Annotated in this window: 22 protein-coding genes; 6 read left to right on the forward strand and 16 right to left on the reverse strand. The window is 64.4% G+C overall.

Annotated features, from left to right (window positions below; translation table 11 throughout):
• Positions 1-44 precede the first annotated feature (44 nt).
• Genes GGQ90_RS15375 through GGQ90_RS15385 form a run of 3 tightly spaced genes read right to left on the reverse strand, consistent with a single transcriptional unit; the run spans position 45 to position 4419 of the window.
• Positions 45-1346, reverse strand: coding sequence for an HlyD family type I secretion periplasmic adaptor subunit (locus GGQ90_RS15375; RefSeq protein WP_188082959.1), 1302 nt, complete (start codon positions 1344-1346; stop codon positions 45-47).
• Entirely contained in the window at positions 1343-3067 is a 1725-nt protein-coding gene (locus GGQ90_RS15380) for an ATP-binding cassette domain-containing protein (RefSeq protein WP_188082960.1), read from the reverse strand. The genes GGQ90_RS15375 and GGQ90_RS15380 overlap by 4 nt, the downstream gene beginning before the upstream one ends.
• Positions 3064-4419: a TolC family protein gene (locus tag GGQ90_RS15385; protein WP_246428262.1), complete on the reverse strand. Its 1356-nt coding sequence runs from the start codon at positions 4417-4419 to the stop codon at positions 3064-3066. Before GGQ90_RS15385 ends, GGQ90_RS15380 begins: the two co-directional genes overlap by 4 nt.
• A gap of 642 nt (positions 4420-5061) precedes the next feature.
• Between GGQ90_RS15385 and GGQ90_RS15390 the strand changes: the two genes are divergently transcribed.
• A complete protein-coding gene (locus GGQ90_RS15390) occupies positions 5062-6303 on the forward strand; it encodes an aminotransferase class V-fold PLP-dependent enzyme (protein WP_246428263.1) in 1242 nt (413 codons plus the stop codon).
• A 63-nt stretch (positions 6304-6366) separates the two neighbouring features.
• Here GGQ90_RS15390 and grxD read toward each other — a convergent pair whose 3' ends face one another.
• From grxD to GGQ90_RS15440, 10 genes are all read right to left on the reverse strand, one after another.
• Positions 6367-6699, reverse strand: a complete 333-nt coding sequence (gene grxD, locus GGQ90_RS15395; RefSeq protein ID WP_188082962.1) for a Grx4 family monothiol glutaredoxin — start codon at positions 6697-6699, stop codon at positions 6367-6369.
• Between the two features lie 65 nt (positions 6700-6764).
• Positions 6765-6998, reverse strand: a complete 234-nt coding sequence (locus tag GGQ90_RS15400; RefSeq protein ID WP_188082963.1) for a BolA/IbaG family iron-sulfur metabolism protein — start codon at positions 6996-6998, stop codon at positions 6765-6767.
• Between the two features lie 13 nt (positions 6999-7011).
• The gene (locus tag GGQ90_RS15405) at positions 7012-7335 is read right to left on the reverse strand and encodes a DUF1476 domain-containing protein (RefSeq protein WP_188082964.1); all 324 of its coding nucleotides are present in this window, start codon (positions 7333-7335) and stop codon (positions 7012-7014) included.
• Between the two features lie 57 nt (positions 7336-7392).
• Positions 7393-7986, reverse strand: a complete 594-nt coding sequence (gene leuD, locus GGQ90_RS15410) for a 3-isopropylmalate dehydratase small subunit (protein WP_188082965.1) — start codon at positions 7984-7986, stop codon at positions 7393-7395.
• A gap of 109 nt (positions 7987-8095) precedes the next feature.
• On the reverse strand, positions 8096-9547 hold the full coding sequence (gene leuC / locus GGQ90_RS15415) for a 3-isopropylmalate dehydratase large subunit (protein ID WP_188082966.1): 1452 nt from the start codon (positions 9545-9547) through the stop codon (positions 8096-8098).
• A 99-nt stretch (positions 9548-9646) separates the two neighbouring features.
• Positions 9647-10333, reverse strand: a complete 687-nt coding sequence (locus GGQ90_RS15420) for a glutathione S-transferase family protein (protein ID WP_188082967.1) — start codon at positions 10331-10333, stop codon at positions 9647-9649.
• 164 nt (positions 10334-10497) lie between these two features.
• Entirely contained in the window at positions 10498-13098 is a 2601-nt protein-coding gene (gene metH / locus GGQ90_RS15425) for a methionine synthase (RefSeq protein WP_188082968.1), read from the reverse strand.
• 138 nt (positions 13099-13236) lie between these two features.
• Entirely contained in the window at positions 13237-14283 is a 1047-nt protein-coding gene (locus GGQ90_RS15430) for a homocysteine S-methyltransferase family protein (protein ID WP_188082969.1), read from the reverse strand.
• 118 nt (positions 14284-14401) lie between these two features.
• A complete protein-coding gene (gene metF / locus GGQ90_RS15435; RefSeq protein ID WP_188082970.1) occupies positions 14402-15328 on the reverse strand; it encodes a methylenetetrahydrofolate reductase in 927 nt (308 codons plus the stop codon).
• Complete coding sequence (locus GGQ90_RS15440; RefSeq protein ID WP_188082971.1) at positions 15325-16296, reverse strand: ArsR/SmtB family transcription factor; 972 nt, start codon at positions 16294-16296, stop codon at positions 15325-15327. Before GGQ90_RS15440 ends, metF begins: the two co-directional genes overlap by 4 nt.
• A 212-nt stretch (positions 16297-16508) precedes the next feature.
• Here GGQ90_RS15440 and GGQ90_RS15445 point away from each other — a divergent pair, with 212 nt between their 5' ends.
• Together GGQ90_RS15445 and GGQ90_RS15450 are read left to right on the forward strand one after the other, a co-directional pair.
• Positions 16509-16727 (forward strand): circumsporozoite protein, encoded by a 219-nt coding sequence (locus tag GGQ90_RS15445; protein WP_188082972.1) that lies wholly within the window; start codon positions 16509-16511, stop codon positions 16725-16727.
• 83 nt (positions 16728-16810) lie between these two features.
• The gene (locus GGQ90_RS15450) at positions 16811-17044 is read left to right on the forward strand and encodes a hypothetical protein (protein WP_188082973.1); all 234 of its coding nucleotides are present in this window, start codon (positions 16811-16813) and stop codon (positions 17042-17044) included.
• A gap of 58 nt (positions 17045-17102) precedes the next feature.
• Here GGQ90_RS15450 and GGQ90_RS15455 read toward each other — a convergent pair whose 3' ends face one another.
• Positions 17103-17540 carry a glycine zipper 2TM domain-containing protein gene (locus GGQ90_RS15455; protein ID WP_188082974.1) on the reverse strand — a complete coding sequence of 146 codons (438 nt, stop codon included), beginning with the start codon at positions 17538-17540 and terminating at the stop codon, positions 17103-17105.
• 183 nt (positions 17541-17723) lie between these two features.
• On the opposite strand from GGQ90_RS15455, the gene GGQ90_RS15460 reads away from it, so the two are divergent.
• Positions 17724-18707 carry an esterase-like activity of phytase family protein gene (locus GGQ90_RS15460; protein ID WP_188082975.1) on the forward strand — a complete coding sequence of 328 codons (984 nt, stop codon included), beginning with the start codon at positions 17724-17726 and terminating at the stop codon, positions 18705-18707.
• A 104-nt stretch (positions 18708-18811) separates the two neighbouring features.
• Here GGQ90_RS15460 and rpmB read toward each other — a convergent pair whose 3' ends face one another.
• Positions 18812-19105, reverse strand: coding sequence for a 50S ribosomal protein L28 (rpmB, locus tag GGQ90_RS15465; RefSeq protein WP_188082976.1), 294 nt, complete (start codon positions 19103-19105; stop codon positions 18812-18814).
• Positions 19106-19258: 153 nt separating this feature from the next.
• Here rpmB and GGQ90_RS15470 point away from each other — a divergent pair, with 153 nt between their 5' ends.
• Both GGQ90_RS15470 and GGQ90_RS15475 read left to right on the forward strand, forming a co-directional pair.
• Positions 19259-19480 (forward strand): hypothetical protein, encoded by a 222-nt coding sequence (locus GGQ90_RS15470; protein ID WP_188082977.1) that lies wholly within the window; start codon positions 19259-19261, stop codon positions 19478-19480.
• Between the two features lie 149 nt (positions 19481-19629).
• Positions 19630-20088, forward strand: coding sequence for a nucleoside deaminase (locus tag GGQ90_RS15475; RefSeq protein WP_188082978.1), 459 nt, complete (start codon positions 19630-19632; stop codon positions 20086-20088).
• On the opposite strand, the gene GGQ90_RS15480 is transcribed toward GGQ90_RS15475, so the two are convergent.
• Positions 20050-21963, reverse strand: a complete 1914-nt coding sequence (locus tag GGQ90_RS15480; protein ID WP_188082979.1) for a hypothetical protein — start codon at positions 21961-21963, stop codon at positions 20050-20052. The two genes, GGQ90_RS15475 and GGQ90_RS15480, sit on opposite strands and share 39 nt — an antisense overlap.
• Between the last annotated feature and the right edge of the window lie 16 nt (positions 21964-21979).

The raw sequence follows: 21979 nt of genomic DNA on the forward strand, positions 1-21979 counted from the left end.
CCCTTTTTTGGGAGAGGGCCGGACGCTGCCCCCTTATCGCCCCATCACTCACGGAACGCCGTTTCCCGCAAGCGTGTCAGCGGCGTCAGGATATAGGCCAGCACCGTCCGCTTGTCGCCCAGCAGCTTCGCCTCGGCCCCCATGCCCGGTCCGATCAGCAGCCGATGGCCATAGCGATCGGTGATCGCATTGCGGCTGGTCCGCACCCGCACCAGATAATGGCTTTCCCCGGTCCGCTCATTGACCACTGCATCGGGGGAAATGGCAACCACCTGACCATCCATCGAACCATAGATCGCGCTGTCATAGGCCGTGATGTCGATCTTGGCCCGCTGGTTCATATGGACAGAGGCGATATCCTTGGCATCGACCATGATCTCGACCAGCAGATTGTCCCGGCCCGGTACCATTTCCAGTAACGGATCGCCCGGTCGCACGCTGCCCCCGATCGTCGTGACAAAGACCCGGTTGATCCGTCCATCCATCGGTGCCCGAACGATGGTGCGTTCCAGTTTATAGGCATAGGCCGGCAAGCTCGCCTGGCGCGTCGCCGCCTCGGCCCGTGCCGCCGTCAGTTCATCGGCCGTTCGGGCGAACCAGTCCCGCTTTTGCTGTTCGACGCTGGCCCGCGCCTCCGCCATCGCGGAATGGGATCGGCCCAGCGCAGCGGCAGCGGCGGCGGCGTCTGCGGCCGCCACATTATAGCCATTTTCCGCCTGCAACAGCGACCGGCGCGGCTCGATCCCCTCCTGCACCAAGGGGCGGACCAGTTGCAGTTCGGCGCGCGCCGTGTCGCGCGCGGAAATCCGCGCCATCTGTGCCGCATCGGCCTCAGCCACGGCACGCTGCGCCTGGTCGACCCGCGTTCCGCCAACCAGGGCAAGGCTGGAAAACTCCGCCATACGCGATCGGTGCAAACTTTGTTCGACGGCAATCTGGCTGGCCATTGCAGCGTTGCGAGCAGCCGGGAAGACCGGAATCCGCCCCACCATTTCCGCTTCCAAGCGAAGAATCTTGAACGACAACGCATCGCTACTGGCCTGGTTCGCGGCCAATTCCGCCCCCGGCTGGGTAGGATTGAGCCGGATCAGCGCCGCCCCCTGCTTCACCTCCTGCCCAGTGCGCACCAGGATCGACTCGATAATCCCGCCCTCCAGATTCGATATGACCTGCAATTGCGCGCTGGGAATGACCTTGCCGCCGGCACGGATGGTGCGATCGATTTCGGTGAATCCGGCCCACAACAGGAAGATGACCAGAAATGCGCCGATCAGCCACAGGAAGATATTGGCCGGAATGGCGGGACGAATATGGCCCGCCGCCTGCGCCTGCTGGTTCATGCTCATGCCACCTTCCCGCGCGTCAGACGCTGCAGCATGGCGTCGCGCGGCCCATCGGCGGCGATGCGCCCCTGCTCCAACAGGATGATCCGGTCGACCAGCCGCAGCAGGGGGGTGCGATGGGTGATCAGCAGGAAGGTCCGGCCCTGGATTTCCTCCTGCAACCGGCCGATCAGATCGGCTTCGGTCTGCGCATCCATCGCGCTGCTGGGTTCGTCGAAGACCAGGACCGGCGGACGCCCCGCCAGGGCGCGCGCGATCGAGATCGACTGGCGCTGGCCACCGGACAGGCCATCCCCCCTGTCCGCCAGCCGCAGATCATAGCCATTGGTGATCTGCCCCATGAAGCGATGCGTGCCGCTAATCTCCGCCACCCGAAGCATCTCGTCCACATCGACATGTGCCCGCTGCAGGCAGATATTCTCGCGCACCGACCCGGCCAGCAGGGCATGATCCTGCATCGATGCGCCGACCTGGTGGCGCAGATGGGCGGGATCGAACTGCCGCACATCGATGCCATCGATCAGCACCGCCCCCTCTGTCGGCTCGTACAGGCCCAGGACCATGCGGGCGAGGGTGGATTTTCCCGATCCTACCCGCCCCAGAAAGCCGACATGTTCCCCCGGCGCAATCGTCAGGCTGAGTTGATCCAGCGCCTTTTCCGACGCGCCGGGATAGCGGAAGGCGATATTGCGCAATTCGATCCGTCCTTGCACCACCGGCTTCAACGCATCACCGGCCGGCCCTTCGCTCGGCGTCTGCATCAGCGCATTGATCTGGCGATAGGCGACCCGCGTCGCCGACAGGCGCGACAGCAGGGTGGCGATCTGCGCCAGCGGCGCGATCGACCGGCCGCACAGTACCGAACAGGCCAGCAGAGCACCGGTGGTGATCATATGGTTGCGCAGCAACCCGACGCCGACGATGATCGTGCCGCAATAGGCGATGGTGTTCGCACTGCTGGCGACCGTAACCGCGATCGAGGACAACAGGCGCTGTCCCAGCGAGCTGTGCGAATGGCGGTTGAGCGCTTCCCGCCACCTTTCGTTGAGCATCGGCCCCGCCCCGCTGGCCTTGACGGTTTCGAGATTGCCGATGGTTTCGACGAGCACCGATTGCTTGACCAGCCCGTCGCCCAGGCTCCGGGCCGAAAGCCGGTCGAGCGCCGGGTTGGTCAACAGACCGGCCAGGATGACGAGCGGTATCATCGCCAATGGCAACAGGACCAGGACACCACCCAGCATAGCGATCACGCCAAGCGTCACAAGGATGAAGGGCACATCGATGAAGGCGGTCAGCGTTGCCGAAGCGAAGAAATCGCGCAACGTCTCCAATTCGCGCATCAAGCCGGTCAACGTGCCGGTCGAGCCGCGACGCTGGTCGAGCCGCAGCGCCACGATCTTGGCAAACAGCCTGTCGCCAACCTCATAATCGATATTGGCACCAGCTATATCGACGAAATAGACACGGAGAAGGCGCAGGATGAAGTCGAAGATGATGATGATGCCAAGGCCTATGCTCAACCCGACCAACGAGGAGGAGGCATCATTGGGCACGACCCGGTCATAGACCGTCATCGTGAAGAGCGACGAGACCAGCGCGAACAGATTGATCATCGCCGCGGCCATCGCCACCTTGATATAGGTTTGGCGATTGCGCAGCATCGGTTCGATCAACCAGGGCGCGAAACGCTCCTTGGCAGCAACAAGCAGAGGCTGGTCGGTCACGGTTGCACCATCCGGTCGGAATCGATGTCGATGTTCAGATCGGCCAGCAACTGGCCATTCTTCGCCAGCACCGAAAAGCGCGACACGTCCCGCTCGGCCAGGGTCTGGATGAAGGCCGTGATCGCGGCAAAATAGCTGTCTTCGGTATAGATGAGGTCATATAGGGTGCCGTCGAGCGCCTCGAACCGGGTCGCGACGACATCGCGTGCATCCCTATTGGCCAGATAGCTGGCCTTGGCGGCCAGCAGTTGCGCCTCCAGCCCCTTGAGATCGGTCAGCGATATCTGCGCGTCGCGCAGCGCCTCCTGCCGGACACGCGCAGCATAGGCATCGGCAGCGTCGGCCCGTGCAGTCGCCTGATCCGCCTTGGCGTTGATCCCGGCGCCCAGTTGTGCCCGCACGATGATGCGACCGCGGACGTCATAATCGTCGGCATTCTCGAACACGCCATAACGCCCTGCATCCACGCCTGCGGCAATGGTCGGCAATCGCTCCGCCCGCGCCGCGCGAGCGTCCTGTCGTGCAGCACGGGCCTGCGCATCGGCGCGCAATACGGCTGGCGACCGCAGCACCAGCGCCTCCAGCGCGTCGGAGTCATCGACATCGATCCGCGGCAAGGGCGCCCGTCCAATCCCGGCTGGAACTTCATGACCGGTCAGCGCCTGAAATTGCGCTTCGGCACCGCCTCGGTCGCGGCGGAAGCCGGCCAGGCGCAGTTGCGCACTGGCGATAGAACTGTCCAGCCGCGGCAAATCGCCCCGCGCCGAATAGCCCCGTCCGATCCGGGTTTCGAGTGCCGCGCGAAACCGCTTCTGCCGTTCGATATATTCGATCGCTGCCTGCTCCATCCAGCGATGGGCAAGGATGGAATACCACGCCGTGATCGTCTGGATCGCCACATCCTGGCCATAGCCCCGAGTGGTCGATCGCGCTGCCTCCACCCGCGCATTGCCGGCGCTGATCCGGCTCGACGCCGAACCGAAATCCAGCAGGCGCTGACGCACCGACGCGGTCGCATCGGTGCGCCCTTGCGGCCGCGACCGTTCGATCACATTGTCGGGATCGTTGGAAAAATTGCGCGCCAGCGATCGATTGGCGTCGATGTTGATATCCACCGTCGGGAACAGCGCCGATCGCGCCTGCACGCGGCCCGCCTGCGCCTCCCGCTCGCCGGCCAGGCCTTCGGCGACCAGCGCATTATGCTCGACCGCTGCCGCCACCTCTGATCGGAACAGGGCATGACTGCTTGCCTGGTCAATCAGCGCCAATATCGGATCATTCTGCGCCGGGGCCGAAAAAGGATGGGCATTGGGCGGAACCACCAACCGGTCCTGCGCGCGCGATGACGGCATATGCGCCCCGACGAGGACAAAAAGCAGCGCCGCGCCGCGCCAGCAGCGGCGTCCCCCTCCCTCAAATCGGCTCGCTCCCATTGCCAAGCGCACAGAACCCCAACCGTGCCGGAGGCGCCCATTGCCACCATGACTCCGCCCCGGCCTTGTCATGGATCACCCCCTATTTGATAATGCCCTATTAAAGAGAGGTAGGCAACTTCACCGACACTCCAAAAAACTGGTAAAATTTTTCGTCGAAAAAGTTACGCCCCTGCATCTTCTGAATAATTATTTGAATTTCACAATTATCGAAAAATCTACACTATGCGCACGCCAGCGCAGCCGCGCCGATGCGGTCAGGGGCGATGACAGGCCGCAGGTCACCACCCAACCGCCATAATGTCGGCTCGCTTTACAGATCGCATCGTCACCGATTCGCCATTAACCTTCCAACAGGCCGCATTTCCTGCTCCCTTGCGATCTGGCACGGCGATTGCTCCTCATTACGCATTCCCACCGTTCAACTACCCGGGGGATGCCGGCACGGTCTCCGCAGGCATCCCCCACCCGGTGGCCTCTCTCCTTCTTCCTTGCCGCGCGGATCGCTCCATCTCGTTCGTTATGCGTGGCGAAGGGGATGCTGGGTTGAACAAGCGAGAGATGCTGAAGACAGGTGCCACGACCGCGATCGGCCTGATACTGGGCAAAAGCGCCATGGGGCAGGCCCTGGCCCGTCCACAGGCCGAACTGGCCCAGGATGAGCCCTTCTGGGCAGCGCTCCGTGCGCATTACCGGACCGACAATCGCTTCATCAATCTGGAGAATGGCTTCTACTGTTTCCAGCCCGATACGATCCTGGACGCCCAGGTCGCCAATATCCGCGCGATCAATGGTGAGGCGTCACATTATATGCGCACGAAGCTGGACGCCGATGTGCTGAAGGTGCGCGGTCGGGTCGCGCGGCTCGCCGGCTGCCCGGTCGAAGAACTTGTCGTCACCCGCAACACCACGGAATCACTCGACACCATCATCAACGGCATCGACTGGAAGCCGGGAGACGAGGCGGTGATGGCGACCCAGGATTATGGGTCGATGATCGATATGTTCGCGCTGCAGGCGCGGCGCCATGGCATGATCAACCGCATCGTCGAAGTGCCGCTCCACCCCAATAGCGATACCGAGATCGTCGATGTCTATCGCGCCGCGCTGACCGATCGCACCCGGCTGCTGATGGTCTCGCACATCGTCGGTGGCACCGGGCAGGTGCTGCCGGTCAAGGCGATCTGCGCGATGGCGCACGCACGCGGCGTGCCGGTGATGGTCGACGGCGCCCACAGCTTCGCCCATCTCGACTTCGCCATTCCCGACTTGGGTTGCGACTATTACGGCGCCTCGCTGCACAAATGGCTGTCGGCGCCGCTGGGACTTGGCCTGCTCTGGGTCCGGCGCGATCGCATTCCCGCGCTCTGGCCGATGTTCGGCGACGCCAGCATGGCGGACGACGATATCCGCAAGCTCAACCATCGCGGCACCCACCCGATCCATAGCGACCTGACGCTGGCGACCGCCATCGCCTTTCACGAGACGATCGGCGCACAGCGCAAGCTCGCCCGGCTGCGCCATCTGCAAAGCTACTGGACCGGCAAGGTCAGCGCCCTGCCCAACGTCCGGCTCAATACCCCGGCCGATCCTGCCCGCACCTGTGCCATCGCCAATGTCGGTGTGGAGGGGATCGCCCCGGCGCAGCTCGCGGCGACCCTGATGGACCAATATGGCATCTACACCGTCGCGATCGATCGCGGCACGGTGCAGGGCGTGCGCGTCACGCCCCAACTCTATACGTCGATCGCCGAACTCGACGCGCTGGTCGCGGCGCTGCGCGCCATCGCTCGCCGCGCTTAAGTCCAGAAAAAAGGACGGCCCGACCAGCGGACCGCCCCATGATCTTTCGCCCTGAAGCTGCGATCAGTTCGCCGCAGCGACGCCCTGGTCGGTCATCAGCTGCTGCAGTTCGCCAGCCTCATACATTTCCATCATGATGTCGCTGCCGCCGACAAATTCGCCCTTCACATAGAGCTGGGGAATGGTCGGCCAATCGGAGAAGCTCTTGATGCCCTGGCGGATCGCCTGGTCCTGCAGCACGTCGACCGTCTCGTAATTGACGGCCAGATGCTCCAGGATCGCGATCGCACGGCTGGAAAAGCCGCACTGGGGAAAGAGCGGCGTGCCCTTCATGAAGAGCACCACGTCATTGCCGTTTACGATCTCGGCGATCCGCTGCTGCACGGCGTCGGTCATGTTCCTGGGTCCAATTCTCTTGTCTGGCGTCGCCGCGCGGCGGGACGCGAATGTCGCTATGGCGGTTAGTTGGGAACGGCAGTGGTCAGTTGCAAGGCATGAAGCACTCCGCCCATGCGTCCGCCCAGCGCCGCATAGACTGCGCGCTGCTGCGCCACTCGGGTCATGCCCCGGAAGCTTTCGGACACGACCTTGGCCGCATAATGATCGCCGTCGCCGGCCAGGTCGGTAATCTCGACCTCCGCATCCGGGATCGCGGACTTGATCATCTCGGCAATATCGTCTGCAGCCATCGGCATGGCGATACCTGCCTTACTGCGCTTCGATGAACATGCGGCGGGCGACCACCGCCTGCTCGTCAAGCGCTGCGCGCACGCCGGCTTCGTCGATATCCAGCCCCGCCTGGGTCATGTCGCCGACCAGCTTGCGGATGACGTCCTCGTCGCCCGCTTCCTCGAAATCGGCCTGCACGACGGCCTTGGCATAGGCGTCGGTTTCCTCAGGCGTCAGGCCCATCTTCGCCGCCGCCCATTCGCCCAGCAGGCGGTTGCGGCGCGCCTGGATGCGGAACTGCATCTCCTGGTCGTGCGCGAACATATTTTCAAATGCGCGCTCGCGGTCGTCGAAAGTGGTCATGGATGAAGCCCTGTCGAATTACGTCTGTCTGATCGGGAGATAGGCGGAACCGCGCCTTTAGGCAACGGCCGGAACCAGCCAGGGGCGCGAGACCGCATCCTTCGCCTCGAAGGCATCGATCACATCGGCTTCGTCCAACGTCAGGCCGATCTCGTCGAGACCGCCGAGCAGGCAATGTTTGCGGAAGGGGTCGATCTCGAAGTGGAAACGATCCTGATATTGGGTGGTGACGCTCTGCTGCTCCAGATCGACATGGATCGGATCGCTCTTCGCCACTTCCATCAGCCGGTCGATCGCGTCCTGCGGCAGCACCACGGTCAATATGCCGTTCTTGAACGCATTGCCCGAGAAGATGTCGGAGAAGCTCGGCGCGATCACCACCTTGATGCCCAGATCGCCAAGCGCCCAGGCGGCATGTTCACGGCTGGAGCCGCAACCAAAATTGTCGCCCGCGATCAGGATCGGGCTGCCGGCATATTCGGGATCGTCAAAGACATTGCCCGGTTCCTTGCGCAGCACCTCGAACGCGCCGCGCCCAAGGCCCGCGCGCGAAATCGTCTTGAGCCAGTGCGCCGGAATGACGATGTCGGTGTCGACATTCTTCATCCCGAACGGATAGGCCCGGCCGTCGACAGTGGTCAGCTTGTCCATCAGTGCGCCCGCTTCGCCTCCACCGCGGGACCGTCCTCGGCGCGGCCCAGCGTCGCGGCCATCGCCGCACTGGCCAGCGCGCCCAGCGCCAGCACCCAGAATACCTTCTTCATGCGACCATCCCCTCTTTTTCACCCATCAATGCGCGCACATCGGTCAACCGGCCGGTCAGCGCGGCGGCCGCCGCCATTTCCGGCGAGACCAGATGCGTGCGCGATCCCGGACCCTGACGGCCCATGAAATTGCGATTGCTGGTCGATGCGCAGCGTTCGCCGGCCGGCACCTTGTCCGGGTTCATGCCCAGGCACGCCGAACAGCCCGGCTCGCGCCATTCAAAACCAGCGTCGAGGAAGATGCGGTCCAGCCCCTCGGCCTCGGCCATGCGCTTGACCAGGCCCGATCCCGGCACCACCATCGCATGCTTGATGCCGGCGGCAATGTGCCGCCCTTTCAGCAGGCCGGCGGCGGCGCGCAGATCCTCGATCCGGCTGTTGGTGCAGCTGCCGATGAAGACATGCTCGATCGCGACATCTTCCATCTTCTGCCCTGCGGACAGGCCCATATAGTCGAGCGACTTCTGCGCGGCGGCGCGCTTAGACGCATCGGCGAAGCTTTCCGGGTCCGGCACCACGCCGGTCACCGGCACGACATCCTCGGGGCTGGTGCCCCAGGTGACGTTGGGCACGATGTCCGCCGCGTCGATCACGACGGTCTTGTCGAAGGTCGCGCCTTCATCCGTGTGCAGCGTCTTCCACCAGGCGACGGCCGCATCCCAGTCGGCGCCCTTGGGCGCCATCGGACGGCCTTCGATATAGGCGAAGGTCTTTTCGTCCGGCGCGAACAGGCCGGACCGGGCGCCCGCCTCGATCGACATGTTGGCAACGGTCAGGCGGCCCTCGATCGACATGTCGCGGAACACCGACCCGCGATATTCCATGACATAGCCGGTGCCGCCGGCGGTGCCGATCGTGCCGCAGATCGCCAGCGCCACATCCTTGGGGGTGACGCCATAGCCCAGCTCGCCCTCGACCACGACCTGCATGGTCTTCGACTGTTTCAGCAGCAGCGTCTGGGTCGCCAGCACATGCTCGACCTCCGACGTGCCGATGCCGAAGGCCAGCGCACCCAGCGCGCCATGCGAGCTGGTATGGCTGTCGCCGCACACCAAAGTGGTGCCCGGCAGGGTGAAGCCCTGTTCCGGGCCGACGACATGGACGATGCCCTGTTCCGGGTCCGCGTCGCCAATCAGGCGCACGCCGAATTCCGGCGCATTGCGTTCCAGCGCGGCAAGCTGCTGCGCGCTTTCCGGGTCGGCGATCGGGATGCGATGCCCGTCGGCGTCGCGGCGCGGCGTGGTCGGCAGATTATGGTCGGGCACCGCAAGGGTGAGGTCGGGCCGGCGCACCTTGCGCCCGGCAAGGCGTAGGCCTTCAAACGCCTGCGGGCTCGTCACTTCATGCACGAGGTGACGATCAATATAGATCAGGCAGGTTCCATCGGGACGCCGTTCAACGACATGCGCGTCCCAGATCTTCTCATAGAGGGTGCGTGGCTTAACCATGGTCCCCTCCCCCTAGACCCGTAAGGCGCCAGGGGAAAGGGGGAGAAACGGGGCTTGCGATGGAAAATGTGCGTTTTTCGCAAGGCTGAAGCAATAATGTTACGCCGCGCGATAATCCTCGACCACGCGGCCAACCGCCGCCAGCTCCGCCTCATGGCCCTCCTCGCGCCAGCTTTCGGCCAGCGCCGCCTGTTCCCATTCGCGCATCGCGGGATGGGCCAGCATGGTTTCGACCCAGCCGCGCGCGATCGGCCCGACATCCAGGCCATAGCTGCGCACCCGAAAGGCGACCGGCGCATAGAAGGCATCGAGCGCGCTGAATTGCGCACCCGCCAGATAGGGGCCGCCAAAGCGCCCCAGCCCCTGCTCCCAGAGTTCGCGCAGCCGGGCGATATCCTTGTTCAGCGCCGGTTCGATCAGGTTCAGCTCCACCCGCACCCCGACATTCATCGTGCAGGTCGATCGCAGCGCGGAAAAGCCGCTGTGCATTTCCGCCACCGCGCACTGGGCAAAGGCGCGCGCATCGGCGTCGGCAGGCCAGACGCCCTGATGCCGGTCGGCCAGATAGAGAAGGATGCCGAGCGAATCCCAGACCGTCCGGTCGCCATCGATCAGCGCGGGCACCTGCCCCGTCGGCGAAAAGCTGCGAAAGGCGCTGTAATTGACCGGCGCGGCAAAGGGCTCGATCCGATCGACGAAATCGATCCCCAGCCCGTTCATCAGCAGCCATGGCCGCAGCGACCAGCTCGAATAATTCCGGTTGGCGGTGATGAGCGTATAGGCCATCGATCAATCTCCCCTGTGCGTGGTGCGCGTCCCCTTAGCGCAACGGGGAACCACCTTACAGGCGGAACGATCCACGGGTCTGACAAGCTCAGCTTATCAGCAAATAGGGTGGCACCCTGCCCTTTCTCCCGCCCGCGAGCGGGAGGGAGAAGGGATACCAGACTTCAGTCCAGGTTCGGGCGCAGATAGCGTTCCGCCGTGTCCAGATCGATGCCGCGCCGCTGGGCATAATCTTCCAGCTGGTCGCGGCCGACGCGGGCGACGCCGAAATATTCGGCCTGCTGGTGGCCGAAATAGAAGCCGCTGACCGCCGCCGTCGGCAGCATGGCGAAGCTTTCGGTCAGGGTCGCGCCGGTCGCATGATGGGCGTCCAGCATCTCGAACAGGATCGGCTTGAGGCTATGTTCCGGGCAGGCCGGATAGCCGGGCGCCGGGCGAATGCCGCGATACTCTTCCTTGATCAGCGCCTCGTTGGTCAGCTGCTCGCCCTCGGCATAGCCCCACAAGGCGGTGCGGACATAATGGTGCAGCCGCTCGGCAAAGGCTTCGGCCAGACGGTCGGCCAGCGCCTTGAGCAGGATATCCGAATAATCGTCGATCGCATTCTTGAAGCGGGCGAGGTGCGGCTCGATGCCGTGGATCGACACGGCAAAGCCGCCCATCCAGTCGCCATCATGGCTGATGAAGTCAGCGAGGCACATGTTCGCCCGGCCTTCGCGCTTGGCGATCTGCTGGCGCAGCATCGGCAGGGTATAGTGCTTCTCATCCTCGACATGGACGATGATGTCGTCGCCCTGACGACGGCACGGCCACAGGCCGGCGACGCCGCGCGCGGTCAGCCATTTCTCGTCGATGATCTTGCCCAGCATCTTCTGCGCATCGGCGAACAGGCTACGGGCGCTTTCGCCGACAATCTCGTCCTCCAGGATGGCGGGATAATTGCCGGCCAGTTCCCAGGCGCGGAAGAAAGGGGTCCAGTCGATATAGTTGACCAGATCCTTCAGATCCCAGTCGGGGAAGCGGTGGGTGCCGGGCAGGCGCGGGCGCGGTGCCTTCAGGCTCTCGTCCATCTCGAACCCGTTGGCGCGGGCGTCGTCGATCGACAGGAGCTGGCTCTGCCCCTTGTTCGCGCGGGCGACGCGGACATGCTCATAATCGGCCTTGGTCTTGCTGACGAAATCGGCCTTCTGCGTTTCGGAGACGAGCGCCGTCGCCACGCCGACAGCGCGGCTGGCGTCGAGCACATGGACGACCGGGCCGGTGAAGGCGGGATCGATGCGCAGTGCGGTGTGGACGCGCGAGGTGGTCGCGCCGCCGATCAGCAGCGGCATCGTCATATTGGCGCGCTGCATTTCCTGCGCCACCGTCACCATCTCGTCGAGCGAGGGGGTGATGAGGCCGGACAGGCCGATCATGTCGGCGTCATTCTCGTTCGCGGCCTTGATGATGTCCTGCCAGGGCACCATCACGCCCATGTCGATCACGTCGAAGCCGTTGCACTGGAGCACGACGCCGACGATATTCTTGCCGATATCATGAACGTCGCCCTTCACCGTCGCCATGATGATCTTGCCCTTGCCCTTGGCGCCGGGCTCCTTCGCCGCCTCGATGAAGGGCAGCAGATGCGCCACCGCCTTTTTCATGACGCGGGCGGACTTCACGACCTGCGGCAGGAACATCTTGCCCGCGCCGAACAGGTCGCCGACGACGTTCATGCCGTCCATCAACGGCCCTTCGATCACATGGATCGGCTTGTCGGCGGCGAGACGGCATTCCTCGGTGTCTTCCACGACATACATGTCGATGCCCTTGACCAGCGCATGTTCGAGGCGCTTGGCGACGGGCCAGCCGCGCCATTCCTGCGCGGCCTTTTCCGACGCGGCATCCTTGCCCTTGAAGCTTTCCGCGAGCGCGACGAGGCGGTCGCCGGCTTCGGGATCGCTGTTGAGGAGGACATCCTCGCACGCCTGGCGCAGCGCCGGGTCGATCGCGTCATAGACGTCGAGCTGCCCGGCATTGACGATCGCCATGTCCAGCCCCGCCGGAATGGCATGGTACAGGAACACGCTGTGCATCGCCCGGCGCACCGGTTCGTTGCCACGGAAGGAGAAGGAGAAGTTGGACAGGCCGCCCGAGATATGGACGTGCGGGCAGCGCTTCTTGATTTCCCGGCACGCCTCGATGAAGTCGACGCCGTAATTGTTATGCTCCTCGATCCCGGTCGCGACGGCGAAGATATTGGGATCGAAGATGATGTCCTCGGGCGGGAAGCCAATCGTCATCAGCAGCTTGTAGGCGCGCTCGCAAATCTCGACCTTACGGGCCTGGGTATCGGCCTGGCCGGTCTCGTCGAACGCCATGACGACCACGGCCGCGCCATAGGCCATGCAGAGCCTGGCATGATGCAGGAAGGCTTCCTCGCCCTCCTTCATGCTGATCGAGTTGACCACCGGCTTGCCGGAGACGCATTTCAGACCCGCCTCGATCACTTCCCATTTGGAACTGTCGATCATCACCGGCACGCGGCTGATGTCCGGTTCCGACGTCATGAGCTTCAGGAAAGTGGTCATCGCCTCGACCGCGTCGAGCAGGCCTTCGTCCATGTTGACGTCGACGATCTGCGCGCCATTTTCGACCTGCTCGCGGGCGATGTCGATCGCCGCGGCATAGTCGCCCGCCATGATCAGCTTCTTGAACTTGGCCGATCCGGTGACGTTGGTGCGCTCGCCGATGTTGACGAAGGTTGCGGTGGATTGCTGGGTCATCGGTTTCTTCCAAAAATCCTCCCCCCTTAGGGGAGGGGGACCATGCCGCAGGCATGGTGGAGGGGTATCACGCTATCGAGGGGGTGATCCCCCTCCGTCTGGCTTCGCCAGCCACTTCCCCTTCAGGGGAGGATGAAACTAGGCCGCGATGTGCATCGGTTCGAGACCGGCGAGCCGGGTCACGACCTGCAGTTCCGGAACCTGGCGCGGCTTATGCCCCGCCAGCGCCTTCGCCACCGCGCCGATATGCGCCGGCGTCGTGCCGCAGCAGCCGCCGACCATGTTGACCAGCCCTTCATCCACCCACTGGCGGATCAGCTTCGCGGTGGTTTCCGGCAACTCGTCATATTGCCCCAGTTCATTGGGCAGGCCGGCATTGGGATAGGCCAGGATCAGCGTGTCGGCATTCTTCGACAGTTCCGACAGATAGGGCCGCAGCAGGTCCGCCCCAAAAGCGCAGTTCACGCCGATGGTCAGCGGCTTCAGGTGCCGCAGCGAATACCAGAAGGCGTTGATCGTGTGGCCCGAGAGATTCCGGCCGGACATGTCGGTGATGGTGAAGCTGAGCATCACCGGCACCGAACGGCCGGCTGCTGCCTCCGCCTCGCGCGCGGCCATGCCTGCGGCCTTGGCGTTCAGCGTATCGAAGCAGGTCTCGATCAGCAGGAAATCGACGCCGCCGGCGATCAGCGCGTCGCACTGTTCGCGATAGTCGGCCTTGAGCGTATCATAGTCGACCTCGCGATAGGCAGGGTCGTTGACGTCGGGCGAGATGCTGAGCGTCTTGTTGGTCGGGCCGATCGAGCCACAGACGAAACGGGGCTTGCCGTCCTTGGCCGTCGCCTTTTCGCATGCAGCCCGCGCGATCTTGGCGGCCGCGACATTGATGTCCCACACCAGATGTTCGCAGCCATAATCGGCCATCGCGATCTTGGTCGAGCTGAACGTGTTGGTCTCGATCATGTCGGCGCCATTGTCGAGATAGGCGGTGTGAATGCCCTCGACGATGTCCGGCCGGGTCAGGCAGAGCAGGTCGTTATTGCCCTTCTGGTCCTTGGCCAGGTCCAGGTCGCCGCGATAATCGGCCTCGGTCAGGCCATGCTTCTGAATCGACGTGCCATAGCCACCGTCGAAGATCAGGATCTTTTCCGCCGCCAGGGCGCGCAATTTCTGTTCAGCGTTCATCGTCAAAACTCCGTTCGGGCTGAGCGAAATCGAAGCCCTTGTCTGAGCGGAGGCGAAGACACCTCCCTGCGGTCGGTAGAGCCCTTCGACAAGCTCAGGGCGAACGGGAAGAGAAAAGTCATGCCATTAGCTCTGCCGCAACCTGCGGGCGCAGGCCCAGCAGGTGGCAGATCGCATAGCTTAGTTCCGCCCGGTTGAGCGTATAGAAATGAAAGTCGCGCACGCCGCCCATATAGAGGTTGCGGCACAGTTCGGCCGCCAGCGTGGCGGAGACGAGCTGGCGCGCGGCCGGATGCTGGTCCAGCCCGTCGAACAGGCGGCCCATCCAGGCGGGGACATCGGTGTTGCACATCGCCGACATGCGCTGGACCGCGGCGAAATTGCTGACCGGCATAATTCCCGGAATGATCTCCGCATCGATGCCGGCGGCGGCCACCGTGTCACGGAAGCGGAAGAAGCTATCCGCCTCGAAGAAGAATTGGGTGATCGCGCGGGTCGCGCCGGCGTCGATCTTGCGCTTGAGATTGTCGATGTCGCTCTGCGCGCTCTGCGCTTCCGGGTGGGTTTCCGGATAGGCGGCGACCGAAATCTCGAAATCATGGCGCTTGCGCAGCCCCTCGACCAGTTCGGCCGCGCCCTTGTAACCGTCGGGGTGCGGCTGGAACGCCGTGCCGGCCTCCGGCGGATCGCCCCGCAGCGCGACGATATGGCGCACGCCCGCCTCCCAATAGGCATCGGCGACCTCGTCGATCTCGGCCTTGCTGGCGGCCACGCAGGTCAGGTGTGCGGCGGCGGCCAGCGGCGTTTCCCTGGCAATGCGGGCGACCGTATTATGGGTGCGCTCGCGGGTGGAGCCGCCCGCGCCGTAGGTCACCGACACGAATTTGGGCGCCAGCGGCGTCAGCGTCTCGATCGCCGACCAGAGCTGCTCCTCCATCTTCTCCGTCTTGGGCGGGAAGAATTCGAAGCTTACATTGAGGTCGCCGGCCAGATCCGCATAGAGCGGCCCCTCGGAATGATGTTGGGCGCGATCAATCTGGGTCATGCGGAAATCCGTTCTTCGATGGGCAGGATGTCGGCGCCACGCTGGCGCCCGAGCCACAATTGTACCGTCAACTCCTGGCCGGGCAGCGTTTCCACCCGTTCCAGCTCCAGGCCCGCCTGCGCGAACCAGCTTTCGATCTGGATGTCGGAAAAACCCAGGCGCGCATGCTGGTCGCGCGTGCGCAGCTCCTCGCGTTCATGGGCGGCAAAATCGACGATCAGCACCCGGCCGCCGGGCCGCAGCACCTGCGCCGCCTGCGCAACCACCTGCTCAGGCGCCTGTGCATAATGCAGCACCTGATGCAGCAGCACCGTGTCGACGCTGGCCGGATCGATCGGCAGCGCACCGAAATCGCCGAGCAGCAGCGCATATTTGTCGCCGGCATCCTCGGGCAGCTTGGCGCGGGCCAGTCGCAACATATCGGGGCTGCGATCGAGCGCCGTCACCTGATCGGCGGCGGGGCCGAACAATTCGATCATCCGCCCGGTGCCGGTGCCGATGTCGAGCAGATGGCCGATAACCTGCCCGTCCAGCAACGCTTGCATCGCCGCTTCGACATCGACCTCGGCGACATGCAGCGAACGGATCGCGTCCCATTCCTCGGCATGTTCGGCGAAATAGGCTTCGGCTGCGCGCGCGCGCTCGGCCCGCACCGCCACCAGCCGCGCGAGATCTGCGCTCTGCCAGGCGGCCTCGACGGCCGTGGGCTGCAACTGGTCGAACAGGGTGATGAAGGGCTGGACCGGCTCCGCCTGTACCAGCCGCAGGAAGACCCAATTGCCCTCCTTGCGCCGCTCAACCAGGCCGGCCTCGACCAGTATCCGGATATGGCGCGACACGCGTGGCTGGCTCTGGTCGACCACCTGCGCCACTTCGCCCACCGCCAGTTCCATCGCCCGCAACAGGTGGACGATGCGCAGCCGCGTCGGGTCTCCAAGAGACCGGAAAATGTCGAGGGCGCCACTCATTCGTTCATCATATAAAGAAATCTTTATATACGTCAATGGCAGTCAATTGGCGGCGCTTGCGACAAAAACCGCGCCTTATCAGACCCTCCCGCACAGGAATGGGATTGCCTTGCTCCGCCCAAAGCATTACGAATCAGCGCGCAGGCGCAATGGGGGGTGAGCTTTTCTCCGAGAGTGGTCTGCATCTTTTTTTCTCTGAGAGGGGTTTGCCCATGTCCAAGTCGATTGCTCTTTCGCTCGTTCTCGCCGCTTCGCTGGGTCTGGCTGCTTGCGGTGGCCACACCGCCGAAAATGCTGCCAACAACGCCGCCAACGCTGCTGAGAACGCTTCGAACGCTGCCGACAACGCCATGAACGCCGCGCTGAACGCTGCCGACAACGCTGCGAACGCTGCTTCGAACGCGACCAACAACGTCGCCAACGCGATGTAATTTCCCTTTCGGGAAGAGTTTTTGGAAAAGGGCCGCACCGGAAACGGGAGCGGCCCTTTTCTTATGCGCGAAAGGATCGGCGATTGACCAAGCGACCTGCCCTGCTGCTGCTGCTGGCGCTGGGGGCCTGCCATGCGAGCGAGGATGACGGTGTCGGCAGCGTGACCGCCGCAGAAGCCAGCGCCCTCAATGCCGCCGCGGCGCAGCTGGATGCGCGCGCCGGCGCGGCATCGCCGCCGGAGGCCGGCCTCAACCCCGCCGCCGTCGCGGCCGCCCGCGCCGATCGCCGCCAGACCACGGGCAACGCCGCCCGATAGCAAAAGGGCCGCCCCCCTTTGGCGGGGACGGCCCTTTCTTCATCTTCAGAAATGCGGCTTAGCAGTTGCGGTCGATCGCGCGACCGGCCAGCGCACCGACGCCTGCGCCGATGATGGCGCCCGTGGTGCCGTCGCCACGGTTATAGCGGCCACTGCCCTTGCCGACTTCATTACCCAGCAGACCACCGGCGATCGCACCGATGATGGTGCCGCCCGTGCCATTGTCCCGGCAGCGATAGCCGCCGCGATATCCACCACGATAATCATTGCGATAATAATTGCCGCGATAGCCGCCGTCGCCGCGGTAACCGCGATAGCCACGGTCACCCCGATAGCCACGGTCGCCACGATAACCGCGATCACCCCGATAATAGTCGCCGCGCTCATAGCCACGGCCCCAGCCATCGCGCGCCATGGCGGGCGTCGCGGTGACGGCGAGGGAGGCAGCGCCCATGGCGAGCGCAGCACCCAGATTGATCAGATACTTCATCTTCATGGCGTTGCTCCTCAAATTGCCATTTCCGCGGTGAACCGGACGGGTCGATCACCAGGATTGATGCCCTTATGCCTGATTCGCGTTGAGTGGAGCCTGAATGGCGGTGACAGCCACCGTTCAGCTGGCAACGCTTCGCCACTCCCCTGCTGCGTCCCGCCGACATTTCCCCTATGGCGGAGCGCGATGCGTCGAATCCTGATCGTTCTCGCTCTTGCGATCCTGCTGCTGCCTGCCCCGCCGTCCACCAAGCCCGCCGCCGTGCGGCCGGGCACCTTGCTGGTGACGGCGCGGGCGGTGCCGCTCGACAGCAGCGATCCCGATCGCCGGCGGGTCGGCACGCTCACCTATCTGGGCGGCTGGCAGCTTGGCAGCGACAATCCCGCCTTCGGCAGCATATCCTCGCTGCTGGTCGACGGACCGGGCCAGATATTGGCGCTGAGCGATGCCGGCGTGCTGATGGGCTTCCATGTCGGCCCCGGCCGGGCCAGCCGGCGCCCGTTCATCGCGCCGCTGCCGGTGCGTGCGCAGGACAGGGAGCGGCCCTGGTGGTCCTGGGATTCGGAATCGCTGACCCATGACCCGGCCAGCGACCGCTATTGGGTGGGGTTCGAACTGCTCCAGGCGATCTGCCGCTACTCCCCCGGCTTCGCGCGGGTGGAGGCGTGCCGGACCTGGCCGGAAATCGTCGCCTGGCCCAAGACCGGATCAATCGAATCCTTCACCCGCCTGCCCGACGGTCGCTTCATCGCGATCGGCGAGATGGGCATGACCGCCGACGGCCATCATGACACATTGCTCTGGTCGGGCGATCCCGCCGAGCATGACACGGCCGATCCGATCCATCTCCATTATGTCGCGCCGCAGGGCTATCGTCCGACCGACATGGTCGCGCTGGACGATCGCCATCTGCTGGTGCTGAACCGGCGCCTGACCCTGCAGGAACTGTTCACCGCGACGATCGCGATGATCGAGCTGCCGGAGAATCCCGCACCTAATACGGAACTGCGCGCCCGGACGCTGACACGGCTGGCGCCACCCCTGCTGGCCGACAATTTCGAAGGACTTGCGCTCAGCCGGGAACAGGGGCGGACGATCCTGTGGGTCGCATCCGACGACAATCACGAATTCTTCCAGCGCACCTTGCTGCTGAAATTCGGATTGGATTGATCGGGCTGGTGCGGCGCATTCCCCGCGCAGCAGGGAATATCAGAAAACGCAAAAAAGCGGCCTGTTGCCAGGCCGCTTCTTATGCCGAAACGAATCGAAGCGAATCAGGCGGCTGCAGCAGCCTGCTTCTTGACGATGTCGCGCTTCAGGCGACGGGCCTTGAGCGACAGCTTCTCGTCGCTGGTCTTGACCAGCCAGTTGTCGAGGCCGCCATTATGCTCGACCGAGCGCAGACCATGGGTCGACACGCGCAGCTTGACGGTGGTTTCCAGGGTTTCGGAGATCAGCGACACGTTCTGCAGGTTCGGCAGGAACACGCGCTTGGTCTTGTTGTTGGCGTGGGAAACATTGTGACCCACCTGGCGACCCTTACCGGTCAGCTCGCAAATGCGCGACATAGTCAATCAACCTTTGAAATTCGGGTTCGTTCGGAAAGCGGCGCCGATAGCGGGATTCCCGCTCGCAGTCAACCTTCCGCTCGGTTCGTGGCACTATCGCAACCATTTCACCGGGCCCCGCGTTCATTCCCCCGTTCAATAGAGGAGAGTGCCATGCGTTTCATCGGCGGATTGCTGCTGATCGCGCTTATCGTCATCGGCGCCGGGATAGCAACCGGATTCATCGACCTGCAGAAGACCAAGGAGGGTCGCCTGCCCGAAGTCTCCGTAAAACAGGGCGCCCTGCCCAAATATGAGGCGAGCGTCGCGAAGGTCGAAGTGGGCAGCCGCAACGAAACGGTCGAGGTTCCGACCGTGGACGTGAAGAAACCCTGATTCGATTCGCGGGCTTTTGATGCGCCTCCCGGCGCATGGACGGCACCAGCCCGCGCCCCCACCCGGCCTCCCAACAGCATATCCTGGAATGGGAGGCCGGGTGGGGGTGCGGGCTGGTGCGGCCCTTCCTCTCAGACTAAGGCGGGGTCATGACTTCGCCCTTCCCCTTGCCCGAACCCATGCGCCGCGCCTTTGCGCTGGCGCGGGAAGCCGAAGCGGCGGGCGAGGTGCCGATCGGCGCCGTGGTCACGCGCGATGGCGTCATCATCGGCGAGGGCGAGAATCGCAACCGCCGCGACAATGATCCCACTGCCCATGCCGAAATGGTCGCGATTCGCGCGGCCGCCGCCCGGATCGGCGACTTTCGCCTGACCGGCTGCGACCTGTGGGTGACGCTGGAACCCTGTCCGATGTGCGCGGGCGCGATTTCCCACGCGCGCGTCGCCCGCCTCTATTATGCCGTGTCCGACCCCAAGGGCGGCGCTGTCGAACAGGGGCCGCGCCTCTTCGCACAGCCGCAATGCCTGCACCGCCCCGAAATCTATGGCGGGCTGGCCGAGGCGGAAGGATCAGCGCTGCTGCGCGACTTTTTTGCTGCCCGGCGCTGAATAATCAATCTTGTAGAGCGTGTAGGGCAGCGTCATCGCCGTCTTGAGCTGCACCGGCTGCAACCAGGTGGGAATCGTGCCGCGCATCAGGTCCGCATAGAAACCGCGCGGACTGCGCGACTGATAGATGGTCCCTTCCGGGAAATTCGGACAGACCAGCAAATAGGTCGCATGATGCTTCGCCGCGATCGGGCGGAAGGCATCGGCCGGCCCGTCATAGGCATGGTGCATGTCGAGGATCGTCGCGCCATTGCGATGATAGGGGCCGGCCACCGCGCTATGATGCGTCGTGGCGATGATGCGCGGTCCCAGATCGACCATGGTGAAGATGGTCGCCGGCGGCAGCTGGTCCAGCACCTCCAGCGCCGGCAGCGTGCGGCACCGGCCATTGGCCTTCTTGATCGCGTCGGTGCGGGCGATGGCGGACGGGCGCCAGGGCTTGGGCTTGGTGCCGGTCGCCTGCTGCCACAGCGCGATCACCTGCGGATAGAGCGGATAGGCACAGGCGATGGCGCCGACCAGCAGCGCGCCGATCCCGGCCAGAATGCGCACCCGGCGCGATCCGGTGAAGATCGCCGTCACCAGCCGCCATCCGGCCCAGGCGGCAGGCGGGATCGCCAGCAACTGCGCCGCCGGCCCGGCGCGCAACTGCCAGAAGAGCAGAGCGGTCGAGAAAAGCATCATCAGGCCGATCGTCGCGAAGGCCCAGAGCCGGTCGCTGTCGCGCCGCAGTTCCCATAGCGCCCAGAGCAGGCCGATGAGGCCCACCGCCGGCAGCGCCATCAAAGGCACGACCAGGCTCTGCGCCTGCGCGGTGATCGGCTTGGCCTCGCGGATATTGGCGAGCCAGAGCTGCTGCAGTTCGGGCGAGATCTGATAGGGGGTCAGGCATTGCGGCCAGTTCAGGAAGAAGAACAGGCCCACCGCGCCGCCGACGATCATGCCGGCGATCAGCCGCTGCCACCAGAGCCGCAGCGGCAGGCGGCTCAAAAGCACCATGCCCGCACCCGCCGCACCGAACACCGCGACCCAGATGGGCGAGATGGCGTCGCACACCATGTGGCGATTGTCGTAGCTGGCGAAGATGACATAGCAGAGCGACGTCGCCCCCGCGAGGCTGAGACCATAGGGCAGCATCCGCCGCCCCGCCCCATCGCGGAACACCCAGCGCAGCGCCACCAGCGCGCCACCGGCGGCCAGATAGACGATCATCTCCATGCCGATCGCCACCGACAGGGCGCTCGACACGCCCGCCACCACGCCGCCGCGCAGCCAGTTGCGATCGATGAGGCCCGCCATCATCGTCAGCGCCAGCGCCAGTTGCCAGCCATGATGGTCGATCCGCATCGGCGCGAACATGCCCAGGCCCATCTGCGCGGCGAGCGGCGCCAGCACCGCGAACAGCCAGGCCCAGCGCGCGCCGACAGCATCGCCCGCCAGCCGCCGTGCGATCGACCCCAGGCTCAGCATCAGCAGCAACAGCGGCAGCAGCGGCGCGATCGCGCAGGCCAGCCGGTCGGCCAGATCCTGTTCGACAAAGGCGCGGAAGAACAGCATCAGTCCGGCGAGCGGGATATCCACCAGCCGCGACCAGTGGATATTGGCGCCGCCCGGCGGATCGAGCCGATATTGGCGCAGATCATACCAGCCCTGCCCGGCCAGCCAGTCCTTCACCTGGACGAAGCGGATATTGTCGTCCGTATCGCTCAGCGTCAGCCAGTGGATCGCGGGCCAGCGGTCGACCAGCATGCCGACCAGGATCGCGATCCAGATCAGGAAGGTCAGCCACTTCCAGTGACGATCGGCATAGGCGGTAAGGATCGCGAACCAATGGGACGCGCGGGCGCGAAATACAGGCCAGCTTTGCAAGTTCATGGCCGGTGGATTAGAC

The sequence above is a fragment of the Sphingobium scionense genome, from assembly GCF_014197035.1.
In the GTDB taxonomy this organism is placed as follows: Bacteria; Pseudomonadota; Alphaproteobacteria; order Sphingomonadales; family Sphingomonadaceae; genus Sphingobium; species Sphingobium scionense.

Coding starts and splice junctions, on each gene's coding strand:
- metH (WP_188082968.1), bottom strand. CDS start 13,098: ATGACCCAGCAATCCACCGCAACCTTCGTCAACATCGGCGAGCGCACC.
- GGQ90_RS15440 (WP_188082971.1), bottom strand. CDS start 16,296: ATGAGTGGCGCCCTCGACATTTTCCGGTCTCTTGGAGACCCGACGCGG.
- rpmB (WP_188082976.1), bottom strand. CDS start 19,105: ATGTCGCGCATTTGCGAGCTGACCGGTAAGGGTCGCCAGGTGGGTCAC.
- leuD (WP_188082965.1), bottom strand. CDS start 7,986: ATGGACAAGCTGACCACTGTCGACGGCCGGGCCTATCCGTTCGGGATG.
- GGQ90_RS15455 (WP_188082974.1), bottom strand. CDS start 17,540: ATGAAGATGAAGTATCTGATCAATCTGGGTGCTGCGCTCGCCATGGGC.
- grxD (WP_188082962.1), bottom strand. CDS start 6,699: ATGACCGACGCCGTGCAGCAGCGGATCGCCGAGATCGTAAACGGCAAT.
- GGQ90_RS15375 (WP_188082959.1), bottom strand. CDS start 1,346: ATGAGCATGAACCAGCAGGCGCAGGCGGCGGGCCATATTCGTCCCGCC.
- GGQ90_RS15420 (WP_188082967.1), bottom strand. CDS start 10,333: ATGGCCTATACGCTCATCACCGCCAACCGGAATTATTCGAGCTGGTCG.
- GGQ90_RS15470 (WP_188082977.1), top strand. CDS start 19,259: ATGCGTTTCATCGGCGGATTGCTGCTGATCGCGCTTATCGTCATCGGC.
- metF (WP_188082970.1), bottom strand. CDS start 15,328: ATGACCCAGATTGATCGCGCCCAACATCATTCCGAGGGGCCGCTCTAT.
- GGQ90_RS15445 (WP_188082972.1), top strand. CDS start 16,509: ATGTCCAAGTCGATTGCTCTTTCGCTCGTTCTCGCCGCTTCGCTGGGT.
- GGQ90_RS15405 (WP_188082964.1), bottom strand. CDS start 7,335: ATGACCACTTTCGACGACCGCGAGCGCGCATTTGAAAATATGTTCGCG.
- GGQ90_RS15385 (WP_246428262.1), bottom strand. CDS start 4,419: ATGCCGTCATCGCGCGCGCAGGACCGGTTGGTGGTTCCGCCCAATGCC.
- GGQ90_RS15475 (WP_188082978.1), top strand. CDS start 19,630: ATGACTTCGCCCTTCCCCTTGCCCGAACCCATGCGCCGCGCCTTTGCG.
- GGQ90_RS15480 (WP_188082979.1), bottom strand. CDS start 21,963: ATGAACTTGCAAAGCTGGCCTGTATTTCGCGCCCGCGCGTCCCATTGG.
- GGQ90_RS15430 (WP_188082969.1), bottom strand. CDS start 14,283: ATGAACGCTGAACAGAAATTGCGCGCCCTGGCGGCGGAAAAGATCCTG.
- GGQ90_RS15390 (WP_246428263.1), top strand. CDS start 5,062: ATGCTGAAGACAGGTGCCACGACCGCGATCGGCCTGATACTGGGCAAA.
- GGQ90_RS15400 (WP_188082963.1), bottom strand. CDS start 6,998: ATGCCGATGGCTGCAGACGATATTGCCGAGATGATCAAGTCCGCGATC.
- leuC (WP_188082966.1), bottom strand. CDS start 9,547: ATGGTTAAGCCACGCACCCTCTATGAGAAGATCTGGGACGCGCATGTC.
- GGQ90_RS15460 (WP_188082975.1), top strand. CDS start 17,724: ATGCGTCGAATCCTGATCGTTCTCGCTCTTGCGATCCTGCTGCTGCCT.